This is a genomic window from uncultured Roseobacter sp. (assembly GCF_947495025.1).
Taxonomy (GTDB): Bacteria; Pseudomonadota; Alphaproteobacteria; order Rhodobacterales; family Rhodobacteraceae; genus Roseobacter.
Genome location: NZ_CANLXG010000001.1, coordinates 859,155 through 870,903, shown reverse-complemented (window position 1 = coordinate 870,903; position 11,749 = coordinate 859,155). Strand labels below are relative to the sequence as shown.

Annotated in this window: 10 protein-coding genes and 1 riboswitch; of the genes, 1 reads left to right on the top strand and 9 read right to left on the bottom strand. The window is 62.0% G+C overall.

Going from position 1 to position 11,749, the window contains the following annotated elements; genetic code table 11:
• Window position 1: 1 nt before the first annotated feature.
• Genes Q0792_RS04210 through Q0792_RS04195 form a run of 4 tightly spaced genes read right to left on the bottom strand, consistent with a single transcriptional unit; the run spans window position 2 to window position 5,827 of the window.
• Window positions 2–1,141 (bottom strand): precorrin-3B synthase, encoded by a 1,140-nt coding sequence (locus Q0792_RS04210; protein ID WP_298836730.1) that lies wholly within the window; start codon window positions 1,139–1,141, stop codon window positions 2–4.
• Entirely contained in the window at window positions 1,138–4,398 is a 3,261-nt protein-coding gene (cobN, locus tag Q0792_RS04205; RefSeq protein WP_298836728.1) for a cobaltochelatase subunit CobN, read from the bottom strand. The genes Q0792_RS04210 and cobN overlap by 4 nt, the downstream gene beginning before the upstream one ends.
• Window positions 4,399–4,404: 6 nt before the next feature.
• A complete protein-coding gene (cobW, locus tag Q0792_RS04200) occupies window positions 4,405–5,457 on the bottom strand; it encodes a cobalamin biosynthesis protein CobW (protein ID WP_298836725.1) in 1,053 nt (350 codons plus the stop codon).
• Window positions 5,450–5,827, bottom strand: a complete 378-nt coding sequence (locus Q0792_RS04195) for a DUF1636 domain-containing protein (RefSeq protein WP_298836723.1) — start codon at window positions 5,825–5,827, stop codon at window positions 5,450–5,452. The genes cobW and Q0792_RS04195 overlap by 8 nt, the downstream gene beginning before the upstream one ends.
• An 88-nt stretch (window positions 5,828–5,915) precedes the next feature.
• Window positions 5,916–6,109: riboswitch (cobalamin riboswitch) on the bottom strand.
• Between the two features lie 86 nt (window positions 6,110–6,195).
• Here Q0792_RS04195 and cobO point away from each other — a divergent pair.
• Window positions 6,196–6,804, top strand: a complete 609-nt coding sequence (cobO, locus tag Q0792_RS04190) for a cob(I)yrinic acid a,c-diamide adenosyltransferase (RefSeq protein WP_298836721.1) — start codon at window positions 6,196–6,198, stop codon at window positions 6,802–6,804.
• A gap of 444 nt (window positions 6,805–7,248) precedes the next feature.
• Here the strand turns inward: cobO and Q0792_RS04185 are convergent, their stop codons facing one another.
• From Q0792_RS04185 to Q0792_RS04165, 5 genes are read right to left on the bottom strand one after another with little or no spacing between them, the layout of a single operon-like run.
• Window positions 7,249–7,980, bottom strand: a complete 732-nt coding sequence (locus tag Q0792_RS04185) for an MBL fold metallo-hydrolase (RefSeq protein ID WP_298836719.1) — start codon at window positions 7,978–7,980, stop codon at window positions 7,249–7,251.
• Between the two features lie 3 nt (window positions 7,981–7,983).
• Window positions 7,984–9,024 (bottom strand): ABC transporter ATP-binding protein, encoded by a 1,041-nt coding sequence (locus Q0792_RS04180; RefSeq protein WP_298836717.1) that lies wholly within the window; start codon window positions 9,022–9,024, stop codon window positions 7,984–7,986.
• Window positions 9,021–9,791 carry an ABC transporter permease gene (locus Q0792_RS04175; protein ID WP_298836715.1) on the bottom strand — a complete coding sequence of 257 codons (771 nt, stop codon included), beginning with the start codon at window positions 9,789–9,791 and terminating at the stop codon, window positions 9,021–9,023. Before Q0792_RS04175 ends, Q0792_RS04180 begins: the two co-directional genes overlap by 4 nt.
• Window positions 9,791–10,642: an ABC transporter permease gene (locus Q0792_RS04170; RefSeq protein ID WP_298836713.1), complete on the bottom strand. Its 852-nt coding sequence runs from the start codon at window positions 10,640–10,642 to the stop codon at window positions 9,791–9,793. The genes Q0792_RS04175 and Q0792_RS04170 overlap by 1 nt, the downstream gene beginning before the upstream one ends.
• A complete protein-coding gene (locus tag Q0792_RS04165) occupies window positions 10,639–11,694 on the bottom strand; it encodes an extracellular solute-binding protein (protein WP_298836711.1) in 1,056 nt (351 codons plus the stop codon). The genes Q0792_RS04170 and Q0792_RS04165 overlap by 4 nt, the downstream gene beginning before the upstream one ends.
• Between the last annotated feature and the right edge of the window lie 55 nt (window positions 11,695–11,749).

The window sequence follows — 11,749 nt, the reverse complement described above, 5'->3', positions numbered from 1 at the left end:
TTTACTGTGCCACTTCCTTCAAAATATCGTCCTCGGACAGGCCGCGCCGGTGCGGCTCATCCCATGCTGTGCCATTCCTGACAAGATCGAAAGCGCCCATCGCGCCGGCGACGGTGATGTCCGCGGGGGCGGGATGTGCGCATCCCTTGGCACAGCCTGACACATGCAGGCTCTGCCCCGGAGCCAGAGCGGGCGCCAGCTTTCGCGCCAGAGCGCGCGTGGCTACCTGCGCCTGTGTGCAAAAGGGCGCGCCGGGACAGGCACTGACCCGCAGTGCCGGGTCACCCGGTGCGCTGATAAAGGGCGTTTGTTCAGGTATGACAGTGTTTTCAAGAGCAAAGAGCCGCCAGGGTGTCGTGCGCAACCCGGTTGGGCCGGACGTGCGCAGCAGGTCGTGCAACACGGCGGCATCGATGGCACCAAAAGCGGCGCCAAAAAGAGCGAATGTGCCTCGTTGCCCGGGCTCGGGCAACGGGCCGTCAGGGGCCGGATCGGTTCCGCGGAACTGTCCGGGCAGTTCGGAATTCGTCAGGTGTTTTTTCATGCGCCCGGCATCCGCGCCTCCGGAACGGACAAACCAGTTTGCCAGCTCCAGAAGCGCGTCCGGTGCGTCCGCTTCGGTCACGGCCACGCCCTGGCTGGCACCGTCCGCGCGCAGGACAAGCGATCCGTCGAGGCTGCGTTCCAGCCGGAAATCTGCCGGGGCCGCGCTCAGGCTGCGGGTTTCCGCGACATCAATGGCGATCCCCATCTTGGCGGGCAGCAGTGGCAGTTCCGGCAGGCGGGTCATCAGCGCTGTGTGCAACCGGTCGGTCAGATCACCCGCCTGCCAGAAGGGCGCGCAGATGATGTTCCGTCTGGCCTCAAGCTCCGGGCCGGGGTCAAGCAGCCCGGCATCAGACAGTTCAGCAATCAGACCCTGATGCCGGTCCGTCGAAACGCCTCTGATCTGGAGATTGGCGCGCGAGGTCAGATCAATGATCCCGCTCCCGAAAGACTTCGCCAGATCCGCAAGCCTGAGCCCCTGGTCCCGGGTCAGCCGGTTCAGATGCGGGCGTATCCGCACAACAAGCCCGTCGCCGGACATCATCGGCCGCCAGGCCCCGGGGCACCAGCCCTTTATCTTGGGGATTGCACTCATTCGGCGGCCTGCAGGGCGGCAAGGATCGAGTTGCGGCGGGATTTCCACAGACCCGCGGCATGCAGTGCGGCAAACCTGTCTTTCATCGCCGCCAGTGCTTCGGGGTTTGCGTCGCCGATGAACCCTGCCACATCCGGATCGCCCAGCGTAGCGTCGAAATAGAGGTCGAAAAGATGTCCCTGCACCACGTCGGCCAGTTGTGCAAAGGCCGCCATGTTTTCCAGCGTCGCGGCAATTTCAGCAGCACCCCGGAACCCGTGCCGCCGCATGCCCGCAATCCATCCGGGTTGCGTGGCACGACCGTGTACTACGCGGGCGACCTCCTCGGCCAAAGTCCGGCTGCGCGGGATTTCCATATCGGTGGCGTCCATGTGAAAAAGCCGTGCTGCACCTCCTGTGACAGCCTGGGCTGCGGCAAAACCGGCCTCGTGCGTGGCATAGTCGCTGGCCAGCAGAATATCCGTCTCTGGCAGGTCCTGAAGATGCAGAAAGGCAGAGGCTTCGGAGACACGCGTGCGCACAGCATCCGGCTCATGCGTGATGTCGGCACCGTCAATCGCCCAGGAAGACGCCGCCAGCCAGGCCTCTCCTGCAGCTTTTCGCGCAGCATCGGAATAGTCTCCGATCAGCGGGTCCATACCGACCCCGAAACTGCCAGGGGCAGGGCCGAAAACACGGGGGCCGGCGGCAGCAACATAGGGGTTCCAGTCGTCCGCCTCGTCGCGCGCGGCAAGGACCCGCACCGCCTGGGCATAAAGCGCCGTCAGCGTCTGAAACACATCCCGGAACAGGCCCGATACACGCAGGGTGACGTCGACACGCGGGCGGTCCAGCTCGGTAATCGGGACAACCTCGATACCGGAAACGCGTTCTGATGCCTCGTCCCAGACCGGCCGCACACCCATCAGGTCCAGCGCCATCGCGAATTCCTCGCCGGCGGTGCGCATTGTCGCGGACCCCCAGAGGTCGACAACCAGCGACCGGGGCCAGTTGCCCTCGTCCTGAAGATAACGGCGTACAAATTCCGCAGCCAGCTTTCGGCCCTGTGCGAAGGCGGCGCGCGTCGGGACCGACCGCTGGTCCACGGTATAAAGGTTGCGCCCGGTCGGCAGAACATCCATCCGCCCGCGCCAAGGCGAGCCGGAAGGACCGCCATCGATACGGCGCCCGTCGAGGGCGGCGATCAGGCTGTTGCGTTCGGCACTGGCGGATGCTGCGGTGTCGAAATGCGCGCCAGAGGGCGGTGTCCGTCCCCAGATATGCAGCCCGTCGCCGAACTGGCTGTCCTTGACGTCACAGACAAACCGGTCGATCCGCGTGATGGCCTCGGCTGGACAGCCTGCAGCGTCCAGTCCGAGATCGTCCTCCACACCCAGGGCGCGCGCCTCCTCCCGGATGTCGTCCTGCAGGCGGTCGCGCCGCTTCGGGTCCAGACCGTCAGCGTTGGAAAATTCATCCAGCAGGGCCTCCAGCCGGGACAGACGGGCAGGGGTCGCGGCCTGCGCCATGGGCGGCGGAATATGCCCGAGCGTGACGGCCCCGATGCGCCGTTTGGCCTGAGCGGCCTCACCCGGATCATTTACGATGAACGGGTAGATGACCGGGGTTGCGCCCGTCAGAACCTCGGGCCAGCAGTCGCCGGACAGCGCCGCCGATTTGCCCGGCAGCCATTCAAGTGTCCCATGTGCGCCGATGTGCACGATGACATCCACCTGGCTGCGCAGCCACAGGTAAAAACCTACGTAGTCATGGCAGGGAACGCGCGACAGATCGTGGTATTCATCACCACGGTTGAGCGGATTGCCGCGTTCGGGCTGCAGCCCGATGATCACATTTCCGCGCCGGAAAGCGCGCATTGTCATCGGACCGTCATGCTGGCCCCAGGCTTCTTCAAGCTCACAACGCGGCGCTGCTGGCAGCTCCGAGAGGGCGGCGGCGTATTCTGCTGCGGGCCAGCTTTCATGTGCGGTGTCGATGTCGGCCGGTGAAACGCCGCCATCCGTCAGATAGCCTGCCGTTCTGAGATCTTCCAGAATGGCATCTGCCGACGCGATGGCATCGAGGCCAACGGCATGCGCCGTGTTCCAGTCACGCCCGGGATACGTGGACAACAACAGACCAACGCGTCGTTCCCGGGGCGGTTTTGCCGCCAGCGACGTCCAGGCTTTCACGCGTTTTGCCACGGCGCGGATACGTTCCTTGTGGGCCTTGTGGACGAAGCGCGAGAATTCGAGATGCGGATCGCGCGGTTGTGGTTCCTTGAACGACGCGACACCGGCGAAAATACGACCATCCACCTCGGGCATCACTACATGCATGGCCAGATCAGCAGGCGACAGCCCGCGTTCGGCTCCGGCCCAGGCCTCCTCGCGCGAGGTGGCCAGCGCCACCTGAAAGACCGGCACCTCTGCGGCGTCGAGAGGTGAGCGGCCCTGAGCGCCCTGGCCGGAAAAAGAGGTGGCATTGACGATCGCTGCAGGTTGCAGGTGCGCGCACTGCCGCCGCAGCCATTCGGCTGCACCCGGTGCTTTCAGAGAGGGGGCAAACAGGCCCATCACCGAAAAACCTTCGGCCCCGAGCACTGTAAAGAGCCCCTCGACGGGTGCGAGATCAGCGGCGACCAGGTACGAGCGGTAAAAGACGACCAGGACCAGCGGCTTTGATGTTTCGCGGGCCAGCACCGGGCAGGTCACCCCGTGTTCCGGCGTCCAGCCACCCACAACGGGCAGGGTTTTGGCGCCACGTACGGGACCGGCATAAAGACCGGATGCCAGCGCCATCTGCGCCAGAGCAGCCTGCCAGGCGACAACCCCGCCGGTATCGCAAAGATGCTGCAGGCGGCGCAGGGTCGAAACGGGCAGGGTCGACACCGCATCCAGGCGGTCATCGGTGCGTCCGTCGGCCGGCAGAACGGCAAGCGCGATGCCTTTTTCCCGCGCCAGCGCCTCGATCTGTTGCAGACCATATGGCCAGTAGGGCACACCGCCAATCAGCCGGATCAGAATGCCTTTTGCGCCGCTGAGGGTCTGGTCCACGTAGGTATCGACGGACAGCGGGTGTTTGAGCGCTGCAATATTGGCAAGCCTCAGACCCGGCAGCCGGCCCTCGGGGCCGCCGCCGCGATGCCAGGCTTCCGCGAGGGCGCCAAGATCAGAATCCGACAGGCTGAGCACCACCAGATCTGCAGGCGACTGCCCCAGATCTGTTGGCGTCTCTGTCTCTTCCAGACCGTGGCTTTCGCGGAAGACAACATGCATGGGCTGTTACTCGGCAGCCTCACGGGCGGGCGACAGAACGGCACGGATTGCATCCATACTGATATCGTCATGCTCGCCGATCACCACCAGCCGGCCTGCGCGGGGGCGGTCGCCCCAGGGCTGGTCGTACTGGTGACGCACACGGGCTCCCACAGCCTGTACCAGCAGACGCATCGGTTTGCCGGCAACAGCGGCATAGCCCTTGACCCGCAGCACGTTCTGGCTGCGCGCCAGGTCCTCGATGCGGGCGACCAGCTCGGCAGGATCTGTGATCTCGGGGATGTCTATAACGACCGAGTCAAAATCATCGTGCTCGTGATCGTCATGGCCATCGTGATGCGAGGGGCGCGCGTCCATGTCGTCTTCTGCCGCGGCCTCCAGCCCGAGGATGATGCGCGGGTCCACTTCACCTTCTGCGACCTCGACCACCGGTATGGCGCGCGGGCTTTCGGCCTCGATCACGGCGCGGGCCTTTGCGACACCTTCCGGACCGGCGAGATCGGGCTTGGTCAGCAGGATAATGTCAGCGCAGGAAATCTGGTCCTCGAAAACCTCAGACAGCGGCGTTTCGTGGTCAATGCTCTCATCCGCCAGACGCTGGGCATCCACAGCGGCGACATCTGTCGCAAACCGGCCGGCGGCTACCGCTTCGGCATCGGCAAGCGCGATCACCCCATCCACGGTGATCTTTGAACGGATATCCGGCCAGTCAAACGCCTTGAGCAGAGGTTTCGGCAGGGCCAGCCCGGAGGTTTCGATGATGATATGTTCGGGACGCGGCTCCAGCGCCATCAGCGCCTCGATCGTCGGAATAAAATCATCAGCAACCGTGCAGCAGATGCAGCCGTTCGCCAGTTCCATGATGTTTTCCGCCGGGCAGTCCGGGATGGCACAGCTTTTGAGGATATCGCCGTCCACGCCCACGTCGCCGAACTCGTTTACAACCACCGCCAGACGTTTGCCGCCTGGGTTTTTGATCAGGTTCGAGATCAGTGTGGTTTTGCCCGAGCCCAGAAAGCCCGTTACGACGGTCACAGGAAGTTTTGCCAGATCAGCCATTGTTGTCCTCCAGCGGCGGAATGCGCGCGATACAGTTACGTTTGAAATGTTCCGGGCGCGTGCGCCACGGGATCAGACCATCACCGGCCTCATGATAAAGGGCAGCGCCCTCCAGCAGCGTGTCCAGATGCGACGTCTCGTGCAGATTTCCGTACACATAGGTCCATTTTGCGGGCCCGCCGCGCAGCGCAACGGAACAGCCGTGATCGCAGTTCTGCAGGCATTCGGCGGCTTTGAGCACGACACCATCGGGCATCCCCCGCGCCTGCAGCTCTTCCATCAGGCGGGTGCCGGGACGTTCGCCGTCACCGGTCACCTCTGTGCCGCGTTTGCATTTGATGCAGACAAGCAGTTCGGTGGTTTCAGTCATGCGAATACCTCCCCGAAGGGCGGCATTCCACTGGCGTGGCAGCTGGGTACATCATCTCTCTCTTTCCTCCGGGACACCCCGCCCGGGCTGATTTGCGTTACGCGATGGCAGGTCTCCTGGCTTGCGGGTCGATGCGCTCCTGCGCCTTCCCGGTCCGGTCGGACCAGTGGCATGGTGCAGGCACGCTCTCCGCTTACAGTTGCGGGGGCAGCCACGGTATTTCACCGCGTTCCCTTTTGCGTTCCGGTGCAATCCGGAACAACCATCGAAGCATGCATTGTTCAGGCAGCGGGGGGGATGTCAATGGTTGACCATCGCTTTGCGGAATGCGTTTAGTGCGGCCCAGAACCCGCCACCGGAGAACCCCGATGACCGACGAGAACGAACGCCACGCGGAAAAGATGCGCAAGATCAAAGCCGCGCGTGACAAAATGATGGAGACCAAGACCGAAGAGAAGGGTCTGATCATGGTCCACACCGGTCCGGGCAAGGGCAAATCCTCCTCCGGGTTTGGCATGATCATGCGCTGCATCGCGCATGAAATTCCCTGTGCTGTAGTGCAGTTCATCAAAGGCAACTGGGACACCGGTGAAAAGACATTCCTGCGCGATCGTTTTGCTGATGAATGCCGGTTTTTCGTATCTGGCGAGGGCTTTACCTGGGAAACCCAGGACCGTGAACGCGATATCGCTGCGGCTCAGAACGGCTGGAAGATCGCCAGGGAGCAGATCCTGGATCCGGAGATCGGGTTTGTACTGCTGGATGAGATCAATATCGCGCTGCGCTATGATTATCTGGATATTGATGAGGTCGTGGCCTTTCTGCAGAATGAAAAGCCGCATATGACGCATGTCTGTCTGACAGGCCGCAACGCCAAGCCTGAGCTGATTGAGGCGGCGGACCTGGTAACCGAAATGACGCTGCTGCGGCACCCGTTCCGGGACGGGGTGAAGGCCCAGAAAGGCGTTGAGTTCTGACCTGAGATCTTTGGTGCGATGCGGCTGCACCCCGGCCTTCGTGAAAGTACGCGACACTGATGGTGTCCGAAGCGTTGCCCCAGAGCCGCAGTGCGGGGTACAGGCCGATGAACGGCAGATCATTCGGGCCTTCATGCAACGCGCCGGTAGACATGCATGCCGCCGATCCTCCTCCGTACTTCGCTTCCCGGGCTGGCACTCATCAGACAGATCGCCCGATCCGGCCTCAGCGCATCATGGCGATCCTGCCAGTGGCTGAAGGCATGCCCTCCTGCCGGCAGGTCTCGCGCGGCATGACCCCGGCGCGCGCAACCGGACAAGAGATCTGACGCGCTCCGTCGCTTGAAGCAGACCAAACGGGGACGCCGTGGATTGAGCCCGTAAGCAGTCTGCAGCGGTTTAACCCCGCCGCACAGAAGTCTGAAGAGTAACCCTTTTCAGGGTTTATGCTTTCTCTTTTCCATCCAGCCAGGCACGTATGATCTGCCGATGTCGCTCCTGACCGTAGCTGCCGAAATGGCCGCCGTGAACGGTGCGGACGGGCAGATCGAAAAGCCGGACCATTGACCGGTAATAATCGCCTGCGTCGGCGTGATAGGTATCTTCGATCAGAGGGCCATCATACACGATGTCGCCGGAAAACAGCGTGGCGGTTGCCGCCTCCCACAGTGCAATGCCACCGGGGGAATGCCCGGGTGTATGGATGACCTCAAAATGCCGGTCACCCAGATCAATGATGTCGCCATCGTCGAGCAGCCGGGTCGCCGGCGCCGGTGGCACCGTATACTCAGCAGACGTATAGGGCAGAGGGGGCAGGCCGTCGAAGATGTCGTCTGTGACATACGGATCGGCGAGTGTTGCCGCGTTGTTCGGATCAGCCAGGATACCGGCCTCAAGTCTGTGCACGCAGCGGTCTGCGAATTCATGATGACAACCGATATGGTCAAAATGGGTGTGGCTGGCCACTGCCGTCAGGCTGCGTTCTGTCACCAGCGGGACCCACTTGCGCAGTGACACCACGCCCATGCCACTGTCGACCAGCATGTCCCTGTCCCGCCCTCTGACATGCCACATGTTGCAGCGGTAAAAGGCCTGAATAAACGGCTCGTCGATCAGCGTGATGTCGTCCGCCCGACGTTCTGTACGATACCAGTCCTGTGGTCTGACGCGTTCCATGCTTTACTCCTCGACCGGGAACATAATGACGGCGGCCAGATCTGCCGACAAACTGAGTGTGTCGCCCTGAGACACTTTTGTGTCCGGTGGCAGGTGAGCTGTCAGTATGCGACCCGGGGCCGCTTCAGGTTCAAGGTGCACGCGGATATGGGTGCCGAAAAACGCCACATCGCGCAGGATCGAGGGACCAGTTGAAAGAGGGCCGTCTGTGGTGCTCAGGGCCTCGGGCCGGACACAGACGACAACACGTGATCCTTCGGGGCCATCCGCAGGAATATCTCCGAAAGGCGTCAGGGCCTGACCACCCGAAAGCCGCGCGGGAATATGGTTCATCTCGCCCATGAAATCCGCGGAAAACAGCGAGGCAGGCGCGCGGTATATCCGCGCCGGGGTGCCTTCATCCTCGATACGGCCGGCATTCATCACAACGATCCGGTCAGCGATTGCCATCGCCTCTTCCTGATCGTGTGTCACATGTACAAAGGTTGTGCCTACCTGTCGCTGGATGTCCTTGAGTTCGTCCTGCATTGCCCGGCGCAGCTTGAGATCAAGCGCGCCAAGCGGCTCATCAAGCAGCAGTACGTCCGGTCTGACCGCCAGTGCGCGTGCCAGGGCCACCCGTTGCCGCTGGCCGCCTGACAGTTCGTGCGGCCGTGCGGTCTGCGCATCGCCCAGACCGACCAGCTCCAGCATCTCGCCTGCACGTCTGTGTCGTTCTTTCCGTTTCCGGCCAGCCATACGCAGTCCGAAACCCACATTGTCGCGCAAGGACATATGGGGAAAGAGCGCGTAATCCTGAAACATTGTTGTGGTTGGACGCTGTGCGGGAGGCACACGTGTCATATCCCGGCCACCGATTATGACATCTCCGCGGGTTGGTGCGATAAACCCACCCAGCACAGAAAGCAGCGTCGTTTTCCCGCAGCCAGAGGGACCCAGCAGGGTCACATACTCGCCCGCATCAATGTTGAGGCTGACGTCAGACAAGGCCTGAAAGTCACCAAACCAGTGGCTCAGCGCATTAATGGATACAGTCGCGGTCATGGCCGTCGCTTTCGGAATACCAGAATTTCAAGGATCAGTACGGCCGTGACCGAGACGAGAAACACAATACTGCCGATCGCGTTCAGTCGCGGCGAGAGACCGGAACGCAGCATTGACCAGATCTCGACCGGCAGCGTCACATCAAAGCGGGTGAGCAGGAAGGAAATAATAAACTCGTCCCAGCTGAGCGTGACAGAGAGAAAGAAAGCCGCCGCAATCGCGGGCGCGAGCATCGGGACGGTAACAAGTGTGATGACACGAAATTCATCCGCGCCAAGGTCACGCGCCGCCCGTTCGGCGTTTTGCTGCTGGGCACCCATGGATGCATAGATAATCGCGAAACACAGAGGCAGATTGATGACCACATGACCGACCCCTGCTGTCATCAATGAAAGGCCGAGCCCGGCGCGCTGGATCACGATCAGCAGCCCCAGACCCACGATCAGGTAACTTACGGTAAGTGGTGCAATCAGCAGGCCGCGCAGAAATGCCGATCCCGGCAGAACATGCCGCGCAAGGCCATAGGCGGCAAAAAATCCAAGAACACAGGCAACCGCCGAAGACCCGGCTGCAACCATGAGCGAATGGGCGAGCGCCTGCATGACGTCGTCGTCGCCAAGGATATCGGCGTACCAGCGCAGAGAGGGCCCCTGAAACGGTGGAACAGGCAGGTTGCTCTCCTGGAAAGAGAACAGCACCAGCGCGGCGACAGGCAGATAGATAAAGACGAATGCGGCACCGAGATAAAGCCAGGGAACCAGACGCATCACAACCTGTCCAGTTTCAGCCAGCGTGCGGACAGCAGATAAACCACCGTTACAATCGCCATCAGAACGATGGCCAGTGCGGAGGCCAGCGGGAAATCCGCGCGGCGCCCGAGCTGGACCATGATCACCTGTGGTACAGTCAGTTCGGTATTGCCTCCGAGGATCTGCGGCGTGACATAGTCGCCGATGCACAGCACGAACGTCAGAAAGGCACCGGTTACGATGCCCGGCAGGGTAAGCGGCAAAATGACGTGTCGAAACGTCTGAAAGGCGGATGCACCCAGGTCCATCGCCGCCCGGCGGTAATTGGGCGAGAGCTGTATGAGATTGGCGTAGATGGTCAGCGTCAGCAACATGACAAAGAAGTGCACAAAGCCGGTGACCGTCGCGAAGCGCGTGTTGGCCAGAGTGACGGGTTCGGAAATCAGCCCGAGAGTCATCAGTGTCTGGTTTACAACACCCTCACGGGCCAGCACTAGCAACCAGGCGTATGACCGCACGACATAAGATGTCCAGAAGGGCAGGATCGCGAGCAGCAGGGCCAGTCGCTGCCACCGCGCGGGCACCCGGAAAGCAATGATCCACGCCAGAGGATAGGCCAGCACTACGGAGACGACGGTCACCGTTACAGTGATCTCAAGCGAGACCATGATCGCGCGCCACAGATAGGCCTTTTCAGCCAGCTCGGCATAGTTGGCCAGAGACAGGCCCCAGACAAGCGTCCGCCCTTCGAGCGTGGCAAGGCTCATTGCCCCCATCACCGCAAACGGCAGCACGAAAAATGCAAGTGTCCAGAGCAGGGCCGGGGCAACAAAACCCCAGCCGCGCCGTTGTTCAGCTGACCGGCTCACTGCTGGAGGGTGTCGAGCCACAGATCCTGCATTTCAATGTCGAGATCAGTGTCAGGTGCCGGATAAAGCTGGGTCCGGGCCAGATAGTCCTGCTGCTGGTCCCAGCGCAGCACAGCTTTCTGGTCGTCTGAGAGATAGTCGCCGGCCCTGGCATTCGCAGGCATTCCCCAGAAGCACGAGGACGTGGCCAGACGGGCCTGACCTTCGGGCCCGGTGATGTATTTCACGAATTCCAGCGCCATGTCCTTGTTTTCGCTGCCCTCCAGAACGCCGATGGACTGCGCCCAGCGGACGGCGCCCTGTTCCGGGATCGTCCATGTCAGTTCGGGCTGCTCTTCGGCCAGCACGGCCGTCAGCCATTCACCGCCACCCACGACAATATCGACCTCGCCGGTGGCCAGTGCCGTCTGGGCAGCGACAACGCCGGCAACAGAAGCCGCGCGGGCGCGCATTTCGCCCAGCGTGCCACCGATCGCTTCGAGCGATTCACCGTCAATACCGGCCGTCTCGATGCCGTTCGCGATCGCGGCCAGACCCATCACAGGCAGGTAATAATCATATATGCTGATCCGGCCGTCGTACTTCTCAGACCACACGCTGGCCAGATCCTGCATGTCTGCAGGGTCGACTTTGTCTGCGTTGTAAGAGATTGTGTTGTATCCGAATTTTTCCGTTACGGCATAGGTCACGCCGTCAACGATGTTGTTTTCCGCCATCACAACCTCGGGGAAAAAGTCGCCGGTCGGCAGCTCGCCGGCGGGCAGAGGAGCCAGCAGCCCGGCGTCCACGGCGCGGAACACGTCAATACCGTCGATGACCAGCACGTCCCAGTCGCCCGGGCGGGATTGTTCCAGCAGGGCAAGCGCCGCGCCCGTGCCCTCGTATTCGCGCAGATTGACCTTGACGCCGAACGCCTCCTCAAAGGGTTCGATCAGGCCGGGATCCGTGTGATCGCACCATACCAGCGCGTTGATCTCGCCCTCGGCAAAGGCCGCACCTGCCGTCAGGTTCAGCATGGTTGTCCCCATCAGGGCAATGGTCATTCGGCTCATAGTCTGTCTCCCATATTGGTGTTGGTGCTGCGCTTTGCGTACAGCTTTGGAAAAA

Excerpts from the sequence above, each read along its gene's own strand:
- Q0792_RS04210 (WP_298836730.1), bottom strand. The coding sequence starts at position 1,141 with ATGAGTGCAATCCCCAAGATAAAGGGCTGGTGCCCCGGGGCCTGGCGG.
- cobN (WP_298836728.1), bottom strand. The coding sequence starts at position 4,398 with ATGCATGTTGTCTTCCGCGAAAGCCACGGTCTGGAAGAGACAGAGACG.
- cobW (WP_298836725.1), bottom strand. The coding sequence starts at position 5,457 with ATGGCTGATCTGGCAAAACTTCCTGTGACCGTCGTAACGGGCTTTCTG.
- Q0792_RS04195 (WP_298836723.1), bottom strand. The coding sequence starts at position 5,827 with ATGACTGAAACCACCGAACTGCTTGTCTGCATCAAATGCAAACGCGGC.
- cobO (WP_298836721.1), top strand. The coding sequence starts at position 6,196 with ATGACCGACGAGAACGAACGCCACGCGGAAAAGATGCGCAAGATCAAA.
- Q0792_RS04185 (WP_298836719.1), bottom strand. The coding sequence starts at position 7,980 with ATGGAACGCGTCAGACCACAGGACTGGTATCGTACAGAACGTCGGGCG.
- Q0792_RS04180 (WP_298836717.1), bottom strand. The coding sequence starts at position 9,024 with ATGACCGCGACTGTATCCATTAATGCGCTGAGCCACTGGTTTGGTGAC.
- Q0792_RS04175 (WP_298836715.1), bottom strand. The coding sequence starts at position 9,791 with ATGCGTCTGGTTCCCTGGCTTTATCTCGGTGCCGCATTCGTCTTTATC.
- Q0792_RS04165 (WP_298836711.1), bottom strand. The coding sequence starts at position 11,694 with ATGAGCCGAATGACCATTGCCCTGATGGGGACAACCATGCTGAACCTG.